Source organism: Nisaea acidiphila, assembly GCF_024662015.1.
GTDB classification, from domain to species: domain Bacteria; phylum Pseudomonadota; class Alphaproteobacteria; order Thalassobaculales; family Thalassobaculaceae; genus Nisaea; species Nisaea acidiphila.
The window spans coordinates 1,561,354-1,584,657 of sequence record NZ_CP102480.1; the positions used below are offsets into that span (position 1 = coordinate 1,561,354).

At 65.5% G+C, this 23,304-nt stretch carries 19 protein-coding genes; 6 read left to right on the forward strand and 13 right to left on the reverse strand.

Going from position 1 to position 23,304, the window contains the following annotated elements; genetic code table 11:
• Positions 1-81: 81 nt before the first annotated feature.
• From NUH88_RS07190 to NUH88_RS07210, 5 genes are read left to right on the forward strand one after another with little or no spacing between them, the layout of a single operon-like run.
• Positions 82-1,665 carry an ABC transporter substrate-binding protein gene (locus NUH88_RS07190; RefSeq protein ID WP_257770986.1) on the forward strand — a complete coding sequence of 528 codons (1,584 nt, stop codon included), beginning with the start codon at positions 82-84 and terminating at the stop codon, positions 1,663-1,665.
• A 27-nt stretch (positions 1,666-1,692) separates the two neighbouring features.
• The gene (locus NUH88_RS07195) at positions 1,693-2,649 is read left to right on the forward strand and encodes an ABC transporter permease (protein ID WP_257770987.1); all 957 of its coding nucleotides are present in this window, start codon (positions 1,693-1,695) and stop codon (positions 2,647-2,649) included.
• 13 nt (positions 2,650-2,662) lie between these two features.
• Positions 2,663-3,490: an ABC transporter permease gene (locus NUH88_RS07200; protein WP_257770989.1), complete on the forward strand. Its 828-nt coding sequence runs from the start codon at positions 2,663-2,665 to the stop codon at positions 3,488-3,490.
• Positions 3,487-5,151: an ABC transporter ATP-binding protein gene (locus NUH88_RS07205; RefSeq protein ID WP_257770991.1), complete on the forward strand. Its 1,665-nt coding sequence runs from the start codon at positions 3,487-3,489 to the stop codon at positions 5,149-5,151. Before NUH88_RS07200 ends, NUH88_RS07205 begins: the two co-directional genes overlap by 4 nt.
• Positions 5,152-5,169: 18 nt before the next feature.
• Positions 5,170-7,185: a CocE/NonD family hydrolase gene (locus tag NUH88_RS07210; RefSeq protein WP_257770993.1), complete on the forward strand. Its 2,016-nt coding sequence runs from the start codon at positions 5,170-5,172 to the stop codon at positions 7,183-7,185.
• 7 nt (positions 7,186-7,192) lie between these two features.
• On the opposite strand, the gene NUH88_RS07215 is transcribed toward NUH88_RS07210, so the two are convergent.
• From NUH88_RS07215 to NUH88_RS07255, 9 genes are all read right to left on the reverse strand, one after another.
• A complete protein-coding gene (locus NUH88_RS07215) occupies positions 7,193-9,037 on the reverse strand; it encodes a methyl-accepting chemotaxis protein (RefSeq protein WP_257770995.1) in 1,845 nt (614 codons plus the stop codon).
• Positions 9,038-9,256: 219 nt separating this feature from the next.
• A complete protein-coding gene (locus tag NUH88_RS07220) occupies positions 9,257-9,739 on the reverse strand; it encodes a F0F1 ATP synthase subunit B family protein (protein ID WP_257770997.1) in 483 nt (160 codons plus the stop codon).
• Positions 9,739-10,332: a F0F1 ATP synthase subunit B family protein gene (locus NUH88_RS07225; protein WP_257770999.1), complete on the reverse strand. Its 594-nt coding sequence runs from the start codon at positions 10,330-10,332 to the stop codon at positions 9,739-9,741. Before NUH88_RS07225 ends, NUH88_RS07220 begins: the two co-directional genes overlap by 1 nt.
• A gap of 75 nt (positions 10,333-10,407) precedes the next feature.
• Entirely contained in the window at positions 10,408-10,632 is a 225-nt protein-coding gene (locus tag NUH88_RS07230) for an ATP synthase subunit C family protein (protein ID WP_193183540.1), read from the reverse strand.
• Between the two features lie 77 nt (positions 10,633-10,709).
• Positions 10,710-11,432: a F0F1 ATP synthase subunit A gene (locus NUH88_RS07235; protein WP_193183542.1), complete on the reverse strand. Its 723-nt coding sequence runs from the start codon at positions 11,430-11,432 to the stop codon at positions 10,710-10,712.
• 12 nt (positions 11,433-11,444) lie between these two features.
• Complete coding sequence (locus NUH88_RS07240) at positions 11,445-11,816, reverse strand: AtpZ/AtpI family protein (protein WP_257771003.1); 372 nt, start codon at positions 11,814-11,816, stop codon at positions 11,445-11,447.
• 180 nt (positions 11,817-11,996) lie between these two features.
• Positions 11,997-15,470: a chromosome segregation protein SMC gene (smc, locus tag NUH88_RS07245; protein WP_257771005.1), complete on the reverse strand. Its 3,474-nt coding sequence runs from the start codon at positions 15,468-15,470 to the stop codon at positions 11,997-11,999.
• Positions 15,471-15,508: 38 nt separating this feature from the next.
• Positions 15,509-16,126, reverse strand: a complete 618-nt coding sequence (locus tag NUH88_RS07250; RefSeq protein WP_257771007.1) for a DsbA family protein — start codon at positions 16,124-16,126, stop codon at positions 15,509-15,511.
• Between the two features lie 113 nt (positions 16,127-16,239).
• On the reverse strand, positions 16,240-16,794 hold the full coding sequence (locus NUH88_RS07255) for a DUF721 domain-containing protein (RefSeq protein WP_257771009.1): 555 nt from the start codon (positions 16,792-16,794) through the stop codon (positions 16,240-16,242).
• Between the two features lie 65 nt (positions 16,795-16,859).
• Between NUH88_RS07255 and mutY the strand changes: the two genes are divergently transcribed.
• The gene (gene mutY, locus NUH88_RS07260) at positions 16,860-17,912 is read left to right on the forward strand and encodes an A/G-specific adenine glycosylase (RefSeq protein ID WP_257771010.1); all 1,053 of its coding nucleotides are present in this window, start codon (positions 16,860-16,862) and stop codon (positions 17,910-17,912) included.
• A gap of 12 nt (positions 17,913-17,924) precedes the next feature.
• Here the strand turns inward: mutY and purH are convergent, their stop codons facing one another.
• From purH to NUH88_RS07280, 4 genes are all read right to left on the reverse strand, one after another.
• A complete protein-coding gene (purH, locus tag NUH88_RS07265) occupies positions 17,925-19,511 on the reverse strand; it encodes a bifunctional phosphoribosylaminoimidazolecarboxamide formyltransferase/IMP cyclohydrolase (protein WP_257771012.1) in 1,587 nt (528 codons plus the stop codon).
• An 86-nt stretch (positions 19,512-19,597) separates the two neighbouring features.
• Positions 19,598-20,518 carry a DMT family transporter gene (locus tag NUH88_RS07270; protein ID WP_444329688.1) on the reverse strand — a complete coding sequence of 307 codons (921 nt, stop codon included), beginning with the start codon at positions 20,516-20,518 and terminating at the stop codon, positions 19,598-19,600.
• A gap of 83 nt (positions 20,519-20,601) precedes the next feature.
• Complete coding sequence (ygfZ, locus tag NUH88_RS07275; protein WP_257771016.1) at positions 20,602-21,492, reverse strand: CAF17-like 4Fe-4S cluster assembly/insertion protein YgfZ; 891 nt, start codon at positions 21,490-21,492, stop codon at positions 20,602-20,604.
• 72 nt (positions 21,493-21,564) lie between these two features.
• Positions 21,565-23,298 carry an ABC transporter ATP-binding protein gene (locus NUH88_RS07280; protein ID WP_257771018.1) on the reverse strand — a complete coding sequence of 578 codons (1,734 nt, stop codon included), beginning with the start codon at positions 23,296-23,298 and terminating at the stop codon, positions 21,565-21,567.
• Positions 23,299-23,304 lie beyond the last annotated feature (6 nt).

Here is a 23,304-nt window from a genome sequence, read left to right on the forward strand (position 1 = left end):
CGGTTCGCGGCCCAATCGGTGCCAAACAAAGCAATCAAGAATGCACGGCGCCTTAAAAAAGTGAGCAAACAGGAGGCTCTCATGACATCCAACAAAAAGCTGACGGCGGCGCTGTCAGGCGACGTTTCGCGCCGTGGGTTTCTCGGCGGCACGGCCGCGCTTGGTGTTACGGCCGCATCCAGTTCCGCGCTGATGGGCCGCAAGGCCTATGCCGCGAAAAAGGGCGGGCATCTGCGCGCCGGTATCGGACACGGATCGACGACGGATTCCCTTGATCCGGCGACTTATGAAAACGGTTTCTCCCTCGCCCTCGACTACACGCTGCACAACCATCTCGGCGAAGTCGACCATACCGGCGGCGTGAAGCCGGAACTGGCCGAGAGCTGGGAAGCCTCGCCGGACGCCAAGACCTGGAGCTTCAAGCTCCGCAAGGGCGTCGAATTCCATAACGGCAAGAGCCTCGAGGCGTCTGACGTCATCGCCTCCATCGAATATCACATGGGCGAGGACACCAAGTCTCCGGCCAAGTCCCTGCTGAAGCAGGTCAAGTCGATGAAGGCCGACGGCAAGCATGAGGTCGTGATCGAGCTCGAGTCCGGCAATGCGGACTTCCCGTATGTGATCAGCGACTACCACATCGCCATCAAGCCGGCGACCGACGGCAAGATCAACCCGACCGACGGCATCGGCACGGGCGGTTACGTGCTCGAGAACTACGAGCCGGGCGTCCGCTTCATGGCGAACAAGAACAAGAACTATTTCAAGTCCGACCGGGCCCATTTCGATCAGGTCGAGCTCATCACCATCATCGACCTCGCGGCGCGTCAGAACGCCCTGACCACCGGCGAGATCGACATGATGGACCGCGCCGACCTCAAGACCGTGCACCTGCTGAAGCGCAAGCCCGGCATCAACGTCATGGAGACGGTCGGCTATAAGCACTACACCTTCCCGATGCGGACCGACACCAAGCCGTTCGACAACAACGACCTGCGGCTGGCGCTGAAATACGCACTCGACCGCGAGGAACTGGTGAAGAAGATCCTGCGCGGCCACGGCGTTGTCGGTAACGACCACCCGATCAGCCCGACCAACCAGTACCATGCCGACGGTCTGGCGCAGCGCGCCTACGATCCGGACAAGGCGAAATTCCACCTGAAGAAGGCCGGCATGGAAGGCGAGACCATTCAGCTTTCCGCCGCCGACGCGGCCTTCCCGGGCGCGGTCGACGCCGCCGTGCTCTACAAGGAGCATGCGGCCAAGGCCGGCATCAATATCGAGGTCGTGCGGGAGCCGAACGACGGCTACTGGTCCAACGTCTGGATGAAGAAAGGCTGGGGCGCCTGCTACTGGGGCGGCCGTCCGACCGAGGACTGGATGTTCACGACGGCCTACGCGGCCGGTGCCGACTGGAACGACACCTTCTGGAAGCATGACCGCTTCAACGAACTGCTTCTCGCGGCCCGCGCCGAGCTCGACAGCGACAAGCGCCGGACGATGTACTACGAGATGCAGGAAATCGTCAGCAACGACGGCGGCGTGGTCGTCCCGATGTTCGCGAACTATGTCTTCGCGGCCTCGGACAAGATCCTGCCCTCCGAGCAGATGGCCGGTAACTGGGAGCTCGACGGTTCCAAATTCGCGGAACGCTGGTCCTTCGCGTAATCGCGCGAAGCACCGGGCACCGGTTACATGTCACAAATACTGAAAATGGTGGCCCAGCGCTTCGCGCTGGGCCTCCTCACCCTCTTCGTCGTCTCGCTGATCATCTTCCTCGGCATCGAACTTCTGCCCGGGGATATTGCCGAAGAAATCCTCGGCCAGGGCGCGACCCCCGAAACCGTTGCAGCCTTCCGGCGCGAGCTCGGCCTCGATGTGCCGCCGCACATCCGCTATGTCGAGTGGCTCTGGAACATGCTGCAGGGCGACATGGGGCGCTCGCTCGCCAACAAGCGCGAGATTTCCGAGCTGATCGGCCTGCGCTTCGGCAACACGCTGTTTCTCGCCGTGACCGCCGCCGCGATCTCTGTGCCTCTGGCGCTGACCCTCGGCGTGCTCGCGGCGCTATACCGCTATTCCTTCTATGACCGCGCGGTCAATGTGGTGACGCTGAGCTCGATTTCCTTTCCGGAATTCTTCGTCGCCTACATCCTGATCTTCTTCCTCGCCGTGACCTATCCGGTGTTCCCGTCGATCGCCAATATCAGCGACGCAACGCCGTTCTGGGAAAAGGTCTACAAGGTGCTGCTGCCCGCCCTGACACTGACCCTGGTCGTCGTCGCACATATGATGCGGATGACACGGGCGGCGATCATCAACCTGCTGGCGAGTCCCTATATCGAGATGGCCAATCTGAAGGGCCTCTCGCGCGCCCGCATCATCGTGAAGCACGCGCTGCCGAACGCCCTCGCCCCGATCATCAATGTCGTGGTGATCAACCTTGCCTATCTGATCGTCGGCGTGGTCGTGGTGGAGGTGGTGTTCGTCTATCCGGGCCTCGGACAGCTCATGGTCGACTCCGTCTCGAAACGGGACCTGCCGGTGGTACAGGCGGCGGCGATGATCTTCGCCGGTACCTACGTTCTCCTCAACCTGCTCGCGGACATCTTGTCGATCCTGACAAATCCGCGCCTGCTGCATCCGCGCTGAGGGGAGACCGGACATGGAAAACGCACTGAGATTTCTCCGCAGCGCACCGCCGACTGCGATCTTCGGTATCGCCGTGATCGTCGGCTACGCCTTCATCGCGATCTTCGCGCCGGTCCTGACGCCCTATGGGGAGACGGAGATCGTCGGCGCGGAGTTCGAGCCCTGGGGCGAAGGTTTCATTCTCGGTACCGACAGTCTCGGCCGGGATATGATGACCCGCCTTGTCTACGGCGCCCGGAACACGATTGGCATCGCCTTCCTCACCACGGCGCTCGCCTTCTTCCTCGGCTCGGTCACCGGCTTCCTCGCCGCGTCGATCTCCGGCTGGGTCGATCAACTGCTCTCCCGGATCGTCGACGTGCTGATGGCCATTCCAGCGCTGATCTTCGGCCTTCTGGTCCTGACCATCGTCGGCACTTCGATCACCAACATGGTGCTGGTCATCGCGGTGCTGGAATCGACCCGCGTCTTCCGCCTCGCCCGGGCCGTCGCCATGGGGATCGTGGTGATGGACTATGTCGAGGCCGCACGCCTCAGGGGCGAAGGACTATGGTGGATCATGTCGCGCGAGGTGCTGCCGAACGCGATGCCGCCGCTGGTCGCGGAGTTCGGCCTGCGCTTCTGCTTCGTCTTCCTCTTCATCAGCGCCCTCAGCTTTCTCGGCCTCGGCATCCAGCCGCCGACAGCCGACTGGGGCAGCATGGTCCGTGACAACGCGACCCTGATCACCTTCGGCGACATCACGCCGCTGCTGCCGGCGGCCGCCATCGCGCTGCTGACCGTTGCGGTGAACTTCGTCGTCGACTGGTTCCTCCACAAAGCAAGCGGATTGAAGGAATGAGCGCGCAAGACGACAAGGACATCCTCGTCCGTATCCGCGGCCTGCGCATCGAGGGCCAGAGCGGCGAGAGCTGGAACGAGATCGTCCACGGTGTCGATCTCGATCTCCGCAAGGGCGAAGTGCTGGGTCTGATCGGCGAGTCAGGGGCCGGCAAGTCCACCATCGGCCTCGCCGCGATGGGTTTCGCGCGGGACGGCTGCCGCATCACCGGCGGCGAGATTCTTTTCGACGGGACCGACCTCGCGAAGGCGAACGAGTCCGAGAAGCGGAACATCTGGGGCGCACGCATCGCCTATGTCGCGCAGAGTGCGGCCGCCGCCTTCAATCCGGCGCACCGGCTCATCGACCAGTTCACCGAAGCGCCGGTACAACACGGTCTCAGCACCAAGGCCGAGTCCGAAGAGGAGGCCAAGGCGCTCTTCGCCCGGCTGCAGCTGCCGGACCCGGAGGGGATCGGCTTCCGCTATCCGCACCAGGTCTCCGGCGGACAGCTCCAGCGCGCCATGACCGCAATGGCGATGTCCTGCAAACCGGACCTCATCGTGTTCGACGAGCCGACGACGGCGCTCGACGTCACCACCCAGATCGAGGTGCTGGCGGCGATCCGCGATGCCGTCGAGGCGTTCGACACAGCGGCGATCTACATCACCCACGACCTTGCCGTCGTGGCCCAGATGGCCGACCGGATCATGGTGCTGCGCTACGGCAACGTGGTCGAGGAGGGCGAAACCCGCGCCATGCTGGCCGCCCCGAAGGAAACCTACACCCGCGATCTCCTCTCCGTGCGCAGCTTCCGGCGTCCGGAACACCCGGTTCCGGCCGGCGAGGAACCGCTGCTGAAGGTCGACAATGTGACCGCCTCCTACGGCGACGTTCCGGTCCTGCACGGCGTTTCCGTGGATATCCACAAGAAGCGGACCGTCGCCATCGTCGGCGAGTCCGGCTCGGGCAAGAGCACTCTGGCCCGGGTCATCACCGGCCTGCTGCCGGCGACGAGCGGATCGGTCAGCTATGCCGGCGAGGAGATGCCGCTCAGCTACAAGCAGCGCGGCAAGGACCAGCTCCGGCGCATGCAGATGATCTACCAGATGCCCGACACCGCGCTGAATCCGCGCCAGCGGATCCGCGACGTGATCGGCCGCCCGGTCAGTTTCTATCTCGGCCTCAAGGGCAAGCAGCTCGAGGATCGCGTGCGCGAGCTCCTGGCCATGATCGAGCTTGAGCCCGACGACTATATCGACCGTCTTTCGACCGAGCTTTCCGGCGGGCAGAAACAGCGGATCTGCATCGCGCGGGCGCTGGCTGCCGAACCGCAGCTCATCATCTGCGACGAGGTCACCTCGGCGCTCGATCAGCTCGTGGCAGAAGATATCCTGAAGCTTCTGCAACGCCTGCAGGACGATCTCGGTCTCTCCTACATGTTCATCACCCACGATCTCGCGACCGTGCGGGCGATCGCCGACGAAGTGGTGGTCATGTATCAGGGCAAGGTGGTCGAGCACGGGCCGAAGACGGAAATGTTCAAGCCGCCGCACCACGACTATACCGACCTGCTGCTGTCCTCCGTGCCGGAGATGGACCCGGACTGGCTGGACAATCTGCTGGCCGACCGGGCCGAGCAGGCGAAGCAGGGCCGGGTGCTGAAAGCCGCCGACCACTAACACCAGGGACATTTTCCGATGAAGATTGTCGGGCAGTTTCCGCATCAGGTGCGGGAAATCGAGAATACGTGGATCACGCTGTCCGACGGCTGCCGGCTGGCCGCCCGGATCTGGCTGCCGGAGGGGGCGGAAAACGCCCCGGTCCCGGCGATCCTCGAATATCTGCCCTACCGCAAGCGCGACGGAACTTCCGTCCGCGACGCCCTTACCCATCCCTATTTCGCCGGCCACGGCTATGCCGCGGTCCGCGTCGACATGCGCGGCAACGGCGAGTCCGATGGGATCATGGAGGACGAGTATCTGCCGCAGGAGCAGGACGATTGCCTCGAGGTGATCGACTGGCTCGTGAAGCAGCCCTGGTGCAGCGGCGCGGTCGGCATGATCGGGATCTCCTGGGGCGGCTTCAACGGACTGCAGGTCGCCTTCCGCCAGCCGGAGGCCCTGAAGGCCGTGATCACGCTCTGCTCCACGGACGATCGCTATGCCGACGATATCCATTACAAGGGCGGGGCCATGCTGAACGAGAATATGGGCTGGTCCTCGACCATGCTCAGCTACTCGTCCCGGCCGCCGGATCCCGCTCTCGTCGGGGAGAGCTGGCGCGAGACCTGGCTGAAACGGCTGGAAGCGGAGCCGCTGCTGATCGCCAACTGGCTGAAACACCAGACCCGCGACGCCTTCTGGAAGCACGGCTCGATCTGCGAGGATTACAGCAAGGTGGCAATCCCGGTGCTGGCGGTCGGCGGCTGGTCGGACGCCTACAGCAACGCCGTGCCGCGGATGCTGGAGAAGCTTCCCGGCTTCCGCCGCGGCATCGTCGGGCCCTGGCTGCACAAATACCCGCACTTCGCCGTACCGGGCCCCGCCATCGGCTTCCTCCAGGAGTCGCTCCGCTGGTGGGACCAGTGGCTGAAGGGCATCGACCGGGGCGTCGAGGCCGATCCGATGTTCCGAGTCTATATGCAGGCCTCCGTCCCGCCGAAGGCCGCCTATGAGACCCGGGACGGCCGCTGGTGCGCCGAGCCCGCCTGGCCCTCGCCGAACGTCTCTCGACGTCATTTCCATCTGGGCGATGGTGCGCTGTCCGAGGCTGGCGTCCCGACGGGAGAGGCTGTCATCCGTTCTCCGGAGACCGTAGGGCAGGCCGGCGGCGAATATTGCATGATCTGGCTCGGTCCCGAGGGACCGACGGACCAGCGGATCGACGATGCCGGCTCCGTCTGCTTCGATACCGTGCCTCTCGAGGGCCCATTCGAAATCCTCGGCGCGGCCGAACTCGATCTGGAACTGGCGAGCGACCAGCCGGTGGCCCACCTGATCGGGCGCCTGAACGACGTCGCGCCGGACGGTACCTCGACCCGGATCACCTACGGGGTCCTGAACCTGACGCACCGGAAGAGCCACGAGCGCCCCGAGGAGCTTGAGCCCGGCCGCAGCTACAGGATCCGGCTCAAGCTGGACGATGTCGCCTATGCAGTTCCGAAAGGGCACCGGATCCGCCTCGCGCTTTCGACCAGCTACTGGCCGATGATCTGGCCGGCGCCGGAAGCGGCGACTCTGACGCTGAAGACGGGCCCGAGCGTGCTCAATCTGCCGGAGCGCAATGCCGAAGAGAACGCCGCGCCTTATGAGCCTTTTGAGGAAGCCGAGGCGGCACCGCCGCTTGAGAAAGAGATCCTGCGCCCGGCCAGGAACACCCGCACGGTGACGACGGATATCGAGAGCGGAAGGCAGAAGATCGAGATCTTCGACGATTTCGGCCGCGACCGGATCGTCGAGCTCGACCTCACCACGGGGCACATCGCCCGCGAGACCTATAGCATCCAGCCCGGAGACCCGCTCAGCGCGCGCATGGAGACCCACTGGAGCCAGGAACTTTCCCGCGGTGACTGGGACGTGGCGACCGAAACCTATTGCACGCTCACGGGAGACGCGACGCATTTCCATGTCACGGGGCGGATCGAGGCCTATGAGGCTGGAAAGCTGATCTTCGCAAAGGATTTCGACGAATCGGTCCCGAGGAACTTCCTCTAGGCTCCGGTCATTCCGCCGGGCTCACCCGGATGTCGCGGAAGAACTGCTTGCTGAGGGCGCGCAGGCGGCCGCTGAGATCGCTCATGATCTCGGCCGTCGCATCGACCTCGCGGGCAACCTCCTCGCTGCGTCCGGTCGCTTCCGCGAGGCTCGCGAGCCCGCTATCCACATCGCCGGTAGCCGCCGCCGCGCTGTCGGCACTGCGCGCGATCTCGCGTGTGGCGTCGGTCTGTGCCTGCATCGCGCCGACCGCTTCCTGCGTGCTGCTGTCGATCGCCGCCACGCTCTCGCCCGCCTCGGCGATCGCTCTGGCCGCCGAGTTGATCACCGTGCGCATTTCCATCACCTGACGGGAGATCTGCTGCGCCGCCTCCTCCGTCTGCCCTGCGAGCGATTTGACCTCGCCCGCGACGACCGCGAAGCCCTTGCCCATCTCCCCGGCCCGCGCCGCCTCGATCGTCGCATTGAGCGCCAGCAGGTTGGTCTGGTGTGCGACGGAACTGATGATATCGACGAAACCGTCCACTTCGGCTGCCATCTCGGTCAGCTGGGCGACAGTGGCGGTGGTATGCTCGGCGCGCTGTGCCGCGTCGGCGGAGGCGTTCGCCGCATTCTGGATCACCTGGCCGAGATCCGAGATCGACTGATCGAGCGAGGCCGCGGCCCGCGAAACGCCGGTCGCCCCCGTCGCCGCCGCGCCCGAAGCGCTCTGCGCCCGCTCCGCGCTCTGCGCGGCGCCGGCGGCGGCGTCCTGCATGGTCCGCGTCACATCCTCCATTCGCTGGGTCACCTGCGCGACCTCTGCGAGGATGGAATTGATGTCCGTATCGAAAGTCTTCAACAAAGCCTCGCGATGCTCGACCTGCTCGACCTGGGCATCGTGCGCGGCCTTGGTTCTTTCCTGCAGAAGGGCGTTTTCCCGCAGCACCGCTTTGAACTGGTCGACCCGGCGCGCGATGGTGCCGATTTCATCCGTGCGATCGGTATGCGGCACCTCCGCGTCTTCCATCGCCGCAACGGACCGGACCGCGCGCGTCAGCCTCTCAAGGGGCCGTGTGACGATCATCCGGGTTCCGAGATAAACGGACAAAACGGACAGCAGCACGCCTGAGATGGCCATGATACCGAGGAGGACGCGGGCCTGCTCTGTGAAGGCAATGACCTCGGCCTCCTTGGCGAGGATCTTCTCGTTCTCTTGAACGATCATGTTTCGGACCACTTCGGCCGCGAGCGCCTCGTCGGCAAGTTCCCCCTTCACCACGAGGATCCGTTGCTCGACACCGCCCGAATTGAGGAGTTCGTCGACCTTCCCGTTGATTTGCTCCGCGGTCACACCGGGGATACGGAGTTCGGTGACCACGTTGGTATATTCGCCGTTCTCGAAAATGCCGAATGCGACCGAAGCCGTACCGCCGTCCGCCTCGACGACGAATTTCGCAGGCTTCTGGACGTCGCGCCGGGCACTCCTCTTCCTGAACCGTCCGACGATCTCATCGCGTCCGCGATGGATTTTCTCCTCGGCGCCCTGTTCGAGCGCCCATTTGTGGAGATCCTTGACCGGGTTGACCTCAAGTCGGCCGGGAATGCTCAGATAGTCGTCCTGCAGTTTCAGCAAGCCGTTCCGCAGCTCGAGATTCATGCTCCCGAGCAACTGTGCGCGCTCGTCCTCGCGTTCGAGGACGGAAGTGAAAATAAAGAAGATCGCAACCAGCAAGGCCGCGAAGACAAGCCCGCTGGCCAGAGCGACGGAAAGAACCAGCTTCGCGCTGATACGGGAGCGCAGGCCCTTGGATCTGGCCGCATCGCCGGAGGTCGCGGGGAGGCTGCCGACGGGAAGGACCGTATCTGCCATTGAAAAACCGCACCGGTGTCTAGACTGCGAAATCCCTCGCTTTCGGTGCCTGAAACCGGCCGTCCGAGAGCGGGACCGACGACCGATTTAGAAGCTCGCGCCTCACTAGACAAATGACGGTTTTGTGCAGAAAACGGACAAATAATCTCAAACTTTTCGCAACCGCGAAAACAAAAAACCCCCGCTCAAGCGGGGGTTCTTCGTAAAAAATATTCCCGGTTACTGAAGACGCGACGGAAGCTCGTCGACCGCACTTTTCACGATCTTCGCATTGACTTCGGGCGTCACCTTGTCCGCCAGCAGTTTCTCCGTCGCGACCATGGCCAGCTCGACGGCCTGGTTGCGGACGTCCTGCAGGGCCTGAGCCTCGGCGCGGGCGATCTTCTCGGCCGCCTGCTCTTCCCGGCGCTTCAGGCTTTCGGCGAGATGCTCCTTCGCGTCCTTGCGGATGCGGGCCGCCTCTTCCTTCGCATGCGAGAGGATCTCTTCGGCCTCCTTCAGCGCATCGCGCTGCAGGCGCTGATAGTTGGCGAGCGCAGCCTGTGCGTCCTCGCGCAGGGTCTCGGCTTCCTTCAGCTGAGCGGCGATCGCTGCGGACTTCTCATCCAGCATGCCGCCCACCTTGGAGACGATCGGCTTGATCGCAGCCACGACAAAGATCACGAAAGCGACCGCGACCCAGAATGTGGGATCCTGGAGCATCACTTCGCCTCCATCGCTGCGGCCACGGCCTTGTTGAGCTCGGTCTTGGTGACCTTGACGCCGATCAGCTTCTGCACCGCCTCGCCGGCAACCTCGCTCACCACGTCCTTGACGTTGGAGAGAGCTTCCGAACGGGCCGCGTCGATGCTGGCCTCGGCTTCCTGGACCTTCTTCACGGCAGCCGTGTCAGCCTCGGTCTCGGCCTTGGCGTTCTTCTTGGCGGCCTCGTCCTTGGCCGCGACCACCGTTTCATGGGCCGAGCCGCGGGCATCCGCCAGCGCCTTCTCGTAATTGGCCTGCACCTCTTCGGCATCCGCCTTGAGCTTGCCGGCCTTGTCGAGATCTTCCGCGATCTTGCTGTGGCGTTCTTCAAGCACGTACTCGATGCGCGGGATCGCGATCTTCGTCATCGCGATATAGAGCACGATGAAGGTGATGAAGAGCCAGAAGACCTGGGTCGGGAACGTACCGATATCGAGCTGCGGCAAGGTCCCGCCGCCGCCATGGTCGCTGGCAGCCAACGCACCTTCGGCAGCCAGAGCAAGAGCCCCGGTGACACCGAACGCAGCCGAATTCTTGAGATAGCGTGTCATGCCGCCGTCCAATTCCGTTCCAGTACTCACTTCAAACCGCGGAAGCCGGCCGGAGCCGGCTCCCGAAAAACGGTCTTAGGAGAACAGGATCAGGAACGCGATCAGCAGCGCGAACAGCGCGACGGCTTCCGTCAGGGCGAAGCCCAGGATGCCGATGCCGAAGACTTCACCGCGGGCCGCCGGGTTGCGGGCGATGGAGGCAACGAGCGTGGAAAAGATGTTACCGATACCAACGCCGACACCCATGAGGGCGATAACAGCGATACCGGCGCCAATCATCTTCGCGGCTTCAACGTCCATGATCTAATCCTTCCTTTGGATCACGTAGTTCACAAAGCGGGCCGGTCACCCGGCCCTCGTTCAGTTCGTCTCAGGCCTCAGTGCAGATGGATCGCATCGTGCAGATAGAGGCAGGTGAGAATGGTGAAAACGTATGCCTGAAGCACCGCCACCAGAATTTCGAAGGCGGTCAGTGCCACAATCAGGGCGAGGGGCGCAACCCCAAAGACGCCGAGGGCGATGACGAAACCGCCGAACACCTTCAGCATGGTGTGACCGGCCATCATGTTCGCGAAGAGACGAACGGAGAGGCTGACCGGACGCACGAAATAGGAAATCACCTCGATCGGGATCAGCAGCGGCGCCATGTAGACCGGCGCGCCTGACGGGAAGAAGAAGGTGAAGAAGTGCAGGCCGTGGCGCGCAAGCGCGATGATCGTCACGCCGATGAAGACCACGAAGGCCATGGCGAAGGTGACGATGATCTGGCTCGTCGGCGTGTAGCTGTAGGGCAGCATGCCGAAGAGGTTGCAGGCCAGGATGAACATGAAGAGGGAGAAAACGAACGGGAAGTACTTGCGGCCTTCGCTGCCGACATTGTCCTTCACCATGTTGGCGATGAACTCGTAGGAGAGTTCGGCCATCAGCTGCCAGCGGCCCGGAACCAGGCGGCGGCCGCTCATGGACAGCGTCAGGAACGCGGTCACGCCGGCAATCGCCAGAACCATCCAGGCGGCGGAATTGGTGAAGGAGAGATCGACACCGCCGACCTCGATCGGGATCAGCGTCTTCAGCTCAAACTGTGCGACCGGTGATGCCACGCCTCGTTCCCCTTACTCGTCCCCGGCCTGTCCGTCAGGCCGTTTGTTCGTCGAGGACCGCTTGTAGCCCACCTGCAATCCCTCTCCGGTCGCGGCGCGGTAGACATTCATCATGCCGCCGGCGGCGCCCAGGAAGAAGAACAGTATGAGCAGCCAGGGAGCGGTCCCAAGCCAACTGTCCAGGAGGTACCCGATACCGGCCCCGACGCCGACGCCGGCAACCAGCTCAACGCCGATCCGCATCGCCATGCCGAAACCTTCGGTGGCGACCGAACCGCGCGTCCCTTTCGGCCCGCTCTCTCCCGTATCCTCGCCCCGGGCCCGACGCAATCTGGCATCCAGATCGTCGAGGGAGGGAGGATCGCTAGGTTTTTCACCTGTCATGGAGCGATCCCGAACGGCCGAAGCCGGTGAAGTACCCCGCTTTCCCGAGCCTGACCCGGAAAAGCGCCGCAAACATACGGAGGCCCCCTCCCCCTGTCAAGGCGGAAGCCGCACCGCGAAAAAGCACGCAATTTATTGATTTTATTACATTTTCAGAGAGACGCGACGTATCGCCACCAGCTAGCTCACGTCGCGAAGCTCCACCGCGCCCGCCAAATCGACCGAAACCAGCTGGCTGACACCCCGTTCCGCCATGGTCACGCCGAACAGCCGGTCCATGCGCGCCATGGTCAGACGGTGGTGAGTGATGACCAGGAAACGGGTACCGGTCTGCTTGCTGATCTCCTGCAATAGGGTACAGAAACGGTCGACGTTGGTGTCGTCGAGCGGCGCATCGACCTCGTCGAGCACGCAGATCGGCGACGGGTTGGTGAGGAACGCGGCGAAGACCAGCGCCACCGCGGTCAGCGCCTGCTCGCCGCCGGAAAGCAGCGACATGACCTGCATCTTCTTGCCCGGCGGGCTCGCCATGATCTCCAGCCCGGCATCCAGCGGATCGTCGTCCTCGACCATCTTCAGATGCGCCTGACCGCCGCCGAAGAGGCGGGTGAAGAGATCCTGGAAATGGGCGTTCACCTTCTCGAAGGAATCGAGCAGGCGCTGACGGCCCTCGCGGTTCAGGGTCTGGATCGCACCGCGCAGCCGGGCGATGGCCTGGATCAGGTCGTCCCGCTCGCTCTCCATGCCGGCGATTCGCTCCTCCAGCTCCGCCACTTCCTGCTCGGCGCGCAGGTTGACGGCGCCGATCCGCTCGCGCTCCTGGGTCAGCCGCTCCAACCGCCGGCTGACCTCCTCGGCCTCCGGCAGCGGGGCTTCGGGATCGATCCCGGCCTTCTCCAGGATTTCGCCGGGCTGGCATTCAAGGCGCTCAAGAATGCGTTCGCGCAGCGCGGCGGTTGCCTGGTTGATCTGCTCCAGCACGCCCTCCGCCCGGATGTGCGCCTCGCGCGCCTCGGCGAGTTCCCGGTCCGCCTGCCGCGCCGTCTCGTCCGCGCTGCGCTGCCGCGCCTCGGCCTCGGCCAGCACGTCGGCCGCCTCCTTGCGTTTCGTTTCCGAAGCCGCGATGGACGAAATCAATGACGTGCGCTGCGCCTCGATCTCCGCCGGACGGGCATCCAGCCGTTCGATCTCCGTCCGCTCGGCAACCTGCCGTTCGGTCAGTTCCTCCTTGCGGACCGCCGCCCGCTCGTTGCGGTCTGACCAGCTCCTGATTTCGCCCTCGATGGCGGACAGCCGGGTGCGCCGCGCCTCGGCCTCGCGCATCAGCCGGTCATGCGCGCTCCGCGCCTCGGCCAGCTCATTGCGCTTGTCCGCCAGTTCCTGGCGATAGCCCGCACTCTCGGCCCGCAGCGTCGCGACGTCGTCGAGTTCGACCTCCGCGGCCTCCGCCTGCGCGCGCTGACGTTCGGCCTCCTCGATCTCGCCTTCGTAGCGCACCTTCGTATCGTCGATGGCGGAGAGTTTCGATTCGATCTCGGCGAGCAGGGCCGCGAGCTTGGAGCGCCGGGTCCGCGCCGTCTCACTCTCGGCGATCGCGGTGCGCATCGCCTCGCGGGCGGCTTTCTCGGCCTCGGCCGCCTCTCGCTGCGAGACGCGGGCGGCTTCCAGCTTTTCCGCCGCCGCGTCGCGATCCTTCTCGACCCCGGCGATCTCGCTCTTCAGCGCCCCGAGCCGGTTGCGCTGCTGCAGGCGGATTGCGGCACTGCTCGGCGCGCCCGGTGCGGTGACGAAACCGTCCCAACGGCAAAGCCCGCCGTCCCGGCTGACCAGCCGCTGGCCGTCCTTCAGCACCGGCTGCAGCTTGCGCGCGGTCTCGAAATCCTCGACCACGCCGGTCGCCGCCAGCCGCCGGGCGAGCGCCTGAGGCGCCTTGATGCGGTCCGCGAGCGGCTCGACGCTCTCCGGCAGCGACGCACCGGAAAGCGCGCCGGCGGACCCGCTCCAGTAGCGCTTCTGAACTGCCTCGCCTTCGACCAGGGGCGCCGTCAGGTCGTCCCCGAGCGCGGCTCCGAGCGCGGTCTCGTATCCGGGTTCGGCGGAGAGGGAATCGAGAATCGGCGACGCGCCCTCCTCCTCGCCGTCGCCGGCGAGGATCTGCTCCAGCGCGGAGGCCTCGGCGGTCAGGCGGGCAAGGCCGGATTCGACACCCTGCAGTGCCTCGCGAGCGGTGCTTTCCGCCTCGGACGCCGCGTTGCGCGACGTTTCGGCAGTCTCCGACGCCTCGCGGGCCGCTTCGAGCGCCGCCTCCGCGTCCGCGACCGCGCTTTCCGCCGCCTCGACCTCGCCCGGCCCCGCGGCCGAATCCTTCAGCCGCTGGCGGTCCTCCTCGAGTTTTTCGATTTGCCGGGTCAGCCGCTCGACCTGCTCGCGCGCCATCCGGGCCTGGCGCTGCAGGCTGGCCCGGCGCGCCTCCGTGGTGGCGATATGTTCGGTCATTTCCGAAAGCCGGGTTTCCAGTGCGTCGGCGGCGCGGTTGATCTCCGCCAGCGCCTCGCTCGCCTCCGTCTGCGCCTCGGCCTCGCCCTCGCGGGCGGCGGCGATCTCGGCATGCTCCGCCTGCAGGCGCTCCAGCGCCTCGGCGGCGTCGGTCGAAAGCGCCAGCTCCCGCTCAAGATCGTCGGCAATCTGCCGCAGCCGCAATTCCGCCTCGCTCTTGGCGGTCACGATCCGGCGTTCCTCGTTATCCAGCTCCGCCCGCGCCAGCGTCAGGCGCTGCAGCTCGGCGGCCGCCGCGGCCTCGGCCTCGCGCAGGGACGGCAGCGTCGCCGCGGTCTCGGTCTGCACCGTGCTCGCTTCCGCCGCCTTCTGAGTCGCCGCCGCGACCGCGTCGGAGGCCTCGGCCAGCACCTTCCCGGCGGCGGCACGTTCTTCCTTGGTCGCCTCCCAGCGCCGGTGCAGCAGGACCGATTCGGCGGACCGGATCTGTTCGGCGACGGTGCGGTAGCGCTGTGCCTGCTTGGCCTGCTGGCGCAGCCCATGGAGCTGGCCCTCGAGCGCCTTCAGCACGTCCTCCAGCCGCTCCAGATTGGTTTCCGCCGCCCGGAGCCGCAGTTCCGCCTCGCGCCGGCGGGTATAGAGGCCGCGGATATTGGCGGCCTCTTCCAGCAGGATCCGGCGTTCGGACGGTTTCGCGTTGATGATGGCGCCGATACGGCCCTGGCTGACGAGGCCGGCCGAGCGCGCGCCGGTACCCGCATCGGCGAAAAGCAGCTGCACGTCGCGGGCCCGGACCTCGCGGCCGTTCACCCGGTAGGCAGAGCCCTTGTTGCGCTCGATCCGGCGGCTGACCTCGAGTTCCGGCGAGTCATTGAGGGCGGCGGGTGCCTTGCGGTCCTCGTTGTTCACCGTCAGCGCGACCTCGGCGAGGTTGCGGGCCGGCCGCCCGGAGGTGCCGCCGAAGATGACGTCGTCCATCTCCCCGCCGCGCATCTGCTTGGCGGAGGTCTCTCCCATCACCCAACGGAGCGCTTCGACGAGGTTCGACTTGCCGCAGCCGTTCGGCCCGACAACCCCGGTCATACCCTCTTCGATCAGCAGCTCGGTCTGATCGACGAAGGACTTGAAGCCCGAAAGACGGAGTTTGGAGAGATGCACCCGTTAGACGCTCCTCAATGCCGGTCCCTGAGCGCGCCTCAGAGCGCGTCCGAGATCGCCTCCTCGAAGGACTCGAAGGTGAACACACCGTCGAGCTTGCGTCCATTCATCATGAAGGAGGGGGTGGAGGTGATGCCGAGATCGCGGCTCGCCGTCAGGCGCTCGTTCAGGATGTAGTCGATCAGCGGCTCGTCGTTCATGCAGGCCTCGACCTGCGCCTCCGAGAGGCCCGCCAGCTTGCCGAGCTTGACCAGCGCGCCGTAGGGATCGTTCGCCCGCGACCAGGCTTCCTGCTTCTTCATCAGGATGTCGATCATCGCGAAATAGCGTTTGCCGTCGAGACAACGCGCCATGGCGGAGGCCCGGAGCGCCCACTGGTCGAGCGGGAAGTCCTTCATTTCCAGCCGGATCTTGCCGGTATCGATGAAGGCCTCCTTCAGCTGCGGCAGCACCTCGGTGTGGAAGCGCGCGCAATGCGGGCAGGTCATGGAGAAATATTCGGTGATCAGGATCTTCGCATCCGGATTGCCCAGCACGCGCGGCGCGCTCGCCTTTTCCAGATCCACGCCCTCGGCCAGCGCCGGCAGCGGCAGCATCCCGGCCACCGGTGCAATCAGGCCCAGACCCAACACAAGATTTAGTGTTCTACGGCGCACTTATCGCCTCCTGTTACAAGATGTTGAAATTCTAGTGCGGCTTTTTCCCGCCCGCAACCATCTGAAAACGCGGCTTGAGACCGCCAAGCCGGACACTCTGCTGAGCAATCATGTCAGGAATTGGTCCGTTTTTTCACAGTATCGTCAGCGCGCTTCGCCTTGGAGCGGGCGGTGACGGCCTTGCCGAGATCCTCCAGCGCCTGTCGGAGATCGCTGCGCCCGACTCCAGCGACGCTCTCGTGGATCCGGCTTTCCTCCTGCGGCGCGAGCGCCCGCAGCTTCGGCCGGGTACTCTCCCGGCGCTTCGGCAGCGGGCCCTGTTTCAGCGCGATTCGCGCGATGGCGCCATAGCCGAAGACGGTGTTGATGCGCTCGATGATCTGCGGGATCTGGTGCTGGACCTCCAGCGCCGCCGCGCCCGCGACCCTCAGATACAGGGTACCGCCGCCGGTCGTGCCGCGGGGAAAGACCAGCTTTTCCGGCGCGGTATCAAGCGCAAGTACCTCGCCGACAATGGCGGGCCAGTCGCTGACGATGCGCGATTCGGTGAAGCCGCGCTGCCGCATCGCCTTGTCGCCGAGCCCCGGCGCGGCGGCGGCGACCCGTGTCAGGCCGCCGTAATGCCGCTTTCCGCGCGCTGTCTGCTGGTTTGTGCCGTCGTCAGCCATTGCCGCCCACTCCTCCTGCCCTAATGTAAGGGCTCCGGCCCGAGACCCAATGGAAATTCGCCGAAGTGCCCGCGCCCGCGTCCCTGCCCGCCCTGCTGCTCGACTGGTACGACCGCCATCACCGCCGCCTGCCCTGGCGCGCGCCGCCCGGCGGCCGCGCCGAGCCCTACCATGTGTGGCTGAGCGAAATCATGCTGCAGCAGACCACGGTCGCTGCCGTCGGGCCTTATTTCACCCGCTTCCTCGACCGCTGGCCAAACGTCACCGCGCTCGCGGATGCGCCGATCGAGGACGTGCTCGCCGAATGGGCCGGGCTCGGTTACTACGCCCGCGCCCGCAACCTGCACAAGTGCGCCACCGTAGTCCGCGACGATTACGCGGGGCGCTTCCCCGAGACGGAGGAGGGCCTGCTCGCCCTGCCGGGAATCGGGCCCTATACCGCCGCCGCCATCGCCGCCATCGCCTTCGACATTCCCGCGACCCCGGTCGACGGCAATTTCGAGCGGGTGATGGCGCGGATGCACGCGGTCGAGACCCCGCTGCCCGACGCCAAGCCGGAACTGAAGCAGCTCGCCGCCGCGCTCACGCCCGAGCATCGCCCCGGCGACTATGCCCAGGCGGTGATGGATCTCGGCGCCACGATCTGCACCCCGCGCAAGCCGAAATGCCTGACCTGCCCCTGGAGCGCGCCCTGCGCAGGCCGGATCGCGGGGATCGCGGAGGAGTTGCCGAAAAAGAAAAAGAAGGCGCCGAAACCGACCCGCAAGGGCGTCGCCTTCTGGATCGCCAACGGCCGCGGCGAGGTGCTGCTCCGGCGGCGCCCGCCGATCGGGCTCCTCGGCGGCATGGTCGAGATCCCGTCAAGCGCGTGGCGAAAAGAGGAGCAGCCGCTCAACCGCGCGCTCGCAGAGGCGCCGGTCCGTACCGAATGGACGAAACTGCCCGGCATGATCCGCCACACCTTCACGCATTTCCATCTCGAGCTCGAAGTCTATCGCGGGAGAGCGACCGGTTCGAAGCCGGTGGACTGTTTCTGGCATCCGGTGGAGAAGATCGGGGAAGCGGGCCTGCCATCGGTGATGGCGAAGATCGCGAAGCACGCTCTCCGCCACACCTGATCCATCCCGGACTCAATGACGGAAGTGGCGCATCCCCGTCATGACCATGGCGAGGCCCTTCTCGTCGGCCGCCGCGATCACCTCGTCGTCACGCATGGAGCCGCCCGGCTGGATCACTGCGGTGGCACCGGCTTCGGCGGCCGAGAGCAGGCCGTCGGCGAAGGGGAAGAAGGCGTCGGAGGCGACGACCGAACCGATCGTGCCCGGCTGGCTGGCACCGGCGGCCTCCGCCATGTCGCGGGACTTGGAGGCGGCGATGCGGGCGCTGTCGACCCGGCTCATCTGGCCGGCGCCGATGCCGACGGTGGCGCCGTCTTTCACATAGATGATCGCGTTCGACTTCACGTGCTTGCAGACCCGGAAGGCCATCAGCATGTCGGCGAGCTCGCGTTCGGTCGGCTGGCGCTTGGTGACGACCTTGAGGTCGGCGGCCGTGACGCGGCCGTTGTCCTTGTCCTGCACCAGATAACCGCCGGCGACGTTACGCACGGTGCGGGCGGCGGCGGACGGGTCCGGCATGCCGTGGGTCAGCAGCAGGCGGAGATTCTTCTTCGCGGCGAGTACCTTCAGCGCGTCCTCGTCGGCCTCCGGCGCGATGATCACCTCGGTGAAGATCTTCGAGATCTCCTCCGCCGTCGCGCCGTCGAGCTTGCGGTTGGCGGCGATGATGCCGCCGAAGGCGCTGACCGTGTCGCAGGCGAAGGCGCGCTTGTAGGCGGTCGCCAGATCGTCCGCCACGGCGACGCCGCAGGGATTGGCGTGCTTGATGATGGCGATGGCCGGCTTCTCGTCGAACTCGGCGACCAGCTCGAAGGCGGCGTCGGTGTCGTTCAGGTTGTTGAAGCTGAGCTCCTTGCCCTGGATCTGCTCGGCATTGCCGACGCCGGGGCGCGGATCGCCGCTGCTGTAGTAAGCGGCGGACTGATGCGGGTTCTCGCCGTAGCGCATGATCTGCGGCTTGGCGCCGGAGAAAGTGATGCGGCGCGGATAGGTGTCGCCGATCTCGGCCGCAAGCCAGGTCGAGATGGCGCTGTCATAGGCCGAGGTCCGCGCATAGGCCACCGCGGCCAGCTTGCGGCGGAGCGCGTAGCTCGTCGCGCCCTTGTTGGCGTCGAGCTCGGCGATCAGTTCAGCATAGTCCTCCGGGTCGACCACGGTCGCGACATGGCCGTGGTTCTTGGAGGCGGCGCGGATCATCGCCGGGCCGCCGATATCGATATTCTCGACGCAATCGTCATAGCCGGCCCCGGAGGCGAGCGTGCTCTCGAACGGGTAGAGGTTCACCACCAAGAGATCGATCGAGGCGATCGCATGCTTTTCCATCGCCGCCACATGCTCCGGATTGTCGCGCAGCGCCAGCAAACCGCCATGAATCGCCGGGTGCAGGGTCTTCACGCGGCCGTCCATGATCTCGGGGAAGCCGGTATGGTCCGCGACCTCCTTCACCGGCACGCCGGCTTCGGAAAGCGCCTTCGCGGTACCGCCGGTCGAGAGGATCTCGACGCCGTGCGCGGCGAGCGCCTTGCCGAGCTCGACGAGCCCGGTCTTGTCGGAAACGGAGATGAGGGCGCGGGAAACGCGGACGAGATCGGCAGCCATCGGTCAGGACCCGTTCTGAAAATGGAGTTGCGGAAGTCGGGCCTGCTTATGCGCGGGAAGCGGCTCCGGGTCAACCGGGCCGCGCTTTATGCCGCAGCTTTCGCCGCCTGCTTCTTCAGCCGGGATTCGCGCACCGCGATATAGGTCGTGGAGACGAAGATCATCGCCCCGCCGATCCAGGTGTAGATATCCGGCAGCTCCTCGAAGATCACGAAGCCGATGAAGGCGGCCCAGATCAGCTTGCTGAAATCGACCGGCAGCACGACCGAGGCATCGGCCAGTTTAAGCGACTGGTTCATCGCCGTCTGGGCGACGGTGCCGAGCAGCGCGATCAGGCAGAGCCAGCCCGCTTCCTCCGGCGTCGGCCAGCGCCAGAAGAAGGCGGCGGCGGCGAGCGTGAAGGGCGAGAGGAAGATCGAGGCATAGACGGTGATGGTAACGCTGGATTCCGTCCGGGTCAGGAACTTGATAATGATGAGCGCGAAGGACCAAACCACGGTCGCGGCGAGGATGAGCAGCGGCCCGAGCCCGACATCCACCATCCCCGGCCGGATGATCACCAGCGTTCCGGCGAAGCCGATCAGGATGGCGATCCAGCGCCGGAGCCGCACCACCTCGCCGAGGAAGAGCATCGCCAGCAGCGTGGCGAAGAGCGGCGCGGTGAAACCGAGCGCCGTCGCCTCGGCCAGCGGGGTGACCGAAAGGCCGTAGAAGAACATCAGCATCGCCGCCGAGTTCACCGCGCCGCGCAGGAACAGCAGTTTCAGATTGTTGGTGTGGAGCGGGCGGAAACGCTGGCGGATCAGCAGCGGCGCCAGGACGAAAAGCCCGAGGAAGCTGCGGAAGAAGGCGATCTCGAAGGGATGCAGCCCCTCGTTCTTGCCGAGATCGCGGATAATGGCGTGCATGCAGACGAACATGGCCGCGGCAACGGCCATGAGCAGGACGCCGCGGACCGGGGCCGGCAGACGGGCGGAATAGAGCTTCAGCGAATGTAAATAGGACACAATGGCAGGGTATGAGCTGCCATCATTTCGAACAAGCGAAGAGCCGGCATATCAATGGTGCCGGAAGGCCGTGAATCGATGCTCTAGAAGCTCGCCCAGTCCGGCTTCACCGGCAGCACCGTTGCCCCGCCGGCGCTGAGTACTGCGTGTTCCAGATCCTCCAGCGCGTTGAGCCTCAGCATGGCCAGCGCCATGCCGCCGGCGCCGGAGCGGATCTCGCCGACCTCGCGCTCGTCGCGCAGGATCGGGGTGCCGGGCGCGGGCATCTCGCCGTCGAGGATCTTCACCGGCATCAGGCGGCGCTTCACCAGGCCGCGATACTTGGTCCGCGCGGTCAGTTCCTGGCCCATGTAGCAGCCCTTCTGCCAGTCGACCCCGTGCAGTTCGTCGAAGCCGGCCTCCAGCAGGACGGTCTTCTCGACCTGCATGTCGCGGGTGCCGTCCGGCACGCCGAGACGGATGCGCGTGCAGTCGTAATCCTGGAGGCTGCCTTCGGAGAGGCCGTTATCCGCGATGAAAGCGTCGCGCTTCTCCTTCCTGACGATGGCCCGCGCGCCGAGCCCGGCATGGCGCGGATCGACGAAGACCGTGCCGCCCTCGACCTCCTTCGCCGCGCCCGCCTCGCCGGCAAACCCGAGCGCATCCGCCGCATCGTCGCCGGTCACCGCGAGCACGGCATAACGGTCTCCCGCATCCTCGATCTCGACCTTGGAGCGCAGCTTGTAGAGCCGGAGGCGCTTCTGGAAATCGGCGAGCCGCTCCGCCTCGCAGTCGAGCAGCAGCGCGCCCGCGACCTCGGCGATGAAGAAATCGAAGAGATATTTGCCCTGCGCCGTCAGGAAGGCGGCATGGATCGCCCGCTCCGGCGTCACCTTCTCGACGTCGTTGGAGACCAGCCCCTGCAGGAACTTGCGCGCATCCGGTCCGGAGACGGAGAGAACGGCGCGGCTCTTAAGGTCGATACAGGCGGGCATGGTGTCGATCCATTACGCGTTACGGCAGTGATGCAGAGGTGAGCCGAGGCGCGCCCTCTGTCAAGCGCCGCCCTAGTCCGCCAGTTCGAGATCGGCGATGGCCTCGTGCGAGAGCACCTCGAGTTTCGGCATCAAGTCGAGCAGATGCCGCGAATAGTCGTGCTGCGGAGACTGGAAGAGCGCCTCGGTTTCCGCAACCTCCAGCAGCTTGCCGTGCCGCATCACCCCGACCCGGTCGCACATCTGGCGGATCACCGGCAGGTCGTGGCTGATGAACAGCATGGTGAGGCCGAGTTCCGCCTGCAGGTCTTTCAGCAGGTTCAGGATCTGCGCCTGGATCGAGACATCGAGCGCGGAGGTCGGCTCGTCGCAGATCAGGAAACGCGGGCGGGTGGCAAGGGCGCGGGCGATGGAGATGCGCTGGCGCTGGCCGCCGGAAAACTCGTGCGGATATTTCCGCGCCGCCTCGGCACCGAGGCCGACATGCTCCAGAAGGTCCATGACGATCTGCCGCGTCTCCGCACCGCCTGAGGCGAGGCCATGGAAGCGGATCGGCTCGGCGACGATGTCCAGCACCTTCATGCGCGGGTTCAGCGAGGAATAGGGATCCTGGAAAATCATCTGCATCTGGCGTCGGTAGCGGTCCATCTCGGTCTCGCTCTCCACCTGCGTCAGATCCGCACCCGCGAAATGGATGTGGCCGCCGGCCGGTTTGTAGAGACCCGCGATGGCCCGCGCGATGGTCGACTTGCCGCTGCCGCTCTCGCCGACGAGACCGAAGACCTCGCCCTGGCGGATCTCGAAGGAGACATGGTCGACCGCGTCCAGATAGATCCGGTTCTTCCGTAAGAGGCTGAAACGGGTCAGGAAGCGGACATGCAAGTCCTCGACCCGGAGCAGGTCGCCCTCCGCCGAGACATCGGAGCGGCCTTCGCCGAGCCAGTGGGTGGCGACGTCGATGCTGTCCCTCCGGTCGCCCGCGCTCTCGATATATTCGACCACCGGGAAGCGGGCGAGGCGGACATCGGGCCGCGGCACGGCGCTGATCAGGCTCTTGGTATATTCGTGGTCGGGATCGCCGAGGATCTTCGCCGTCGGCCCCTCTTCGACGAGGCGGGAGCGATACATCACCGCGACCCGGTCCGTGACGTCCGCGATCACCCCCATATCGTGGGTGATCAGTATCATGCCGACCGAGCGCTCCCGGCAGAGTTCCCGCATCAGCTCGAGGATCTGCGCCTGGATCGAGACATCCAGCGCCGTCGTCGGCTCGTCCGCTATGATCACTTCGGGATCGGCGCAGAGCGCGAGCGCGATCACAACGCGCTGGCGCATGCCGCCGGAGAATTGATGCGGATACTGCTTGATGCGGACATCCGGGTCCGGGATGCCGACGCGGTCGAGCAATGCCACGGCGCTGGCCCGCGCCTCGTCGTCACTCTGTTTCAGATGGAGCTGGATGGTTTCCATCAACTGCTGCTCTACCGTCTGTAGCGGATTGAGCGAGGTCAGTGGGTCCTGGAAGATCATCCCAATGCGTTTGCCGCGGATCGAACGGAGCGCATCCTCGTCCAGCCCGTCGATCCGCTCGCCCTTGAGATAGATCTCGCCGCCGGCAAGCCGCCCCGGCGGCTCCAGAAGGCCGATCACCGCATTGCCGATGGTCGATTTCCCCGCCCCGGATTCGCCGACGACGCCGAGGATCTCTCCCGGTTCGACCGAGAGACTGACCTCGCGCACCGCGGTGAAGACGCCGCGCCGCGTCGGGAACTCAACCGTCATGTTCTTGATATCGAGCAGGCTCATGGGACG

Coding starts and splice junctions, on each gene's coding strand:
- NUH88_RS07255 (WP_257771009.1), bottom strand. CDS start 16,794: ATGGCTGACGACGGCACAAACCAGCAGACAGCGCGCGGAAAGCGGCAT.
- NUH88_RS07280 (WP_257771018.1), bottom strand. CDS start 23,298: ATGAGCCTGCTCGATATCAAGAACATGACGGTTGAGTTCCCGACGCGG.
- NUH88_RS07240 (WP_257771003.1), bottom strand. CDS start 11,816: ATGACAGGTGAAAAACCTAGCGATCCTCCCTCCCTCGACGATCTGGAT.
- NUH88_RS07195 (WP_257770987.1), top strand. CDS start 1,693: ATGTCACAAATACTGAAAATGGTGGCCCAGCGCTTCGCGCTGGGCCTC.
- NUH88_RS07220 (WP_257770997.1), bottom strand. CDS start 9,739: ATGCTCCAGGATCCCACATTCTGGGTCGCGGTCGCTTTCGTGATCTTT.
- ygfZ (WP_257771016.1), bottom strand. CDS start 21,492: ATGCCCGCCTGTATCGACCTTAAGAGCCGCGCCGTTCTCTCCGTCTCC.
- NUH88_RS07225 (WP_257770999.1), bottom strand. CDS start 10,332: ATGACACGCTATCTCAAGAATTCGGCTGCGTTCGGTGTCACCGGGGCT.
- NUH88_RS07190 (WP_257770986.1), top strand. CDS start 82: ATGACATCCAACAAAAAGCTGACGGCGGCGCTGTCAGGCGACGTTTCG.
- NUH88_RS07215 (WP_257770995.1), bottom strand. CDS start 9,037: ATGGCAGATACGGTCCTTCCCGTCGGCAGCCTCCCCGCGACCTCCGGC.
- NUH88_RS07230 (WP_193183540.1), bottom strand. CDS start 10,632: ATGGACGTTGAAGCCGCGAAGATGATTGGCGCCGGTATCGCTGTTATC.
- NUH88_RS07205 (WP_257770991.1), top strand. CDS start 3,487: ATGAGCGCGCAAGACGACAAGGACATCCTCGTCCGTATCCGCGGCCTG.
- NUH88_RS07210 (WP_257770993.1), top strand. CDS start 5,170: ATGAAGATTGTCGGGCAGTTTCCGCATCAGGTGCGGGAAATCGAGAAT.
- NUH88_RS07200 (WP_257770989.1), top strand. CDS start 2,663: ATGGAAAACGCACTGAGATTTCTCCGCAGCGCACCGCCGACTGCGATC.
- purH (WP_257771012.1), bottom strand. CDS start 19,511: ATGGCTGCCGATCTCGTCCGCGTTTCCCGCGCCCTCATCTCCGTTTCC.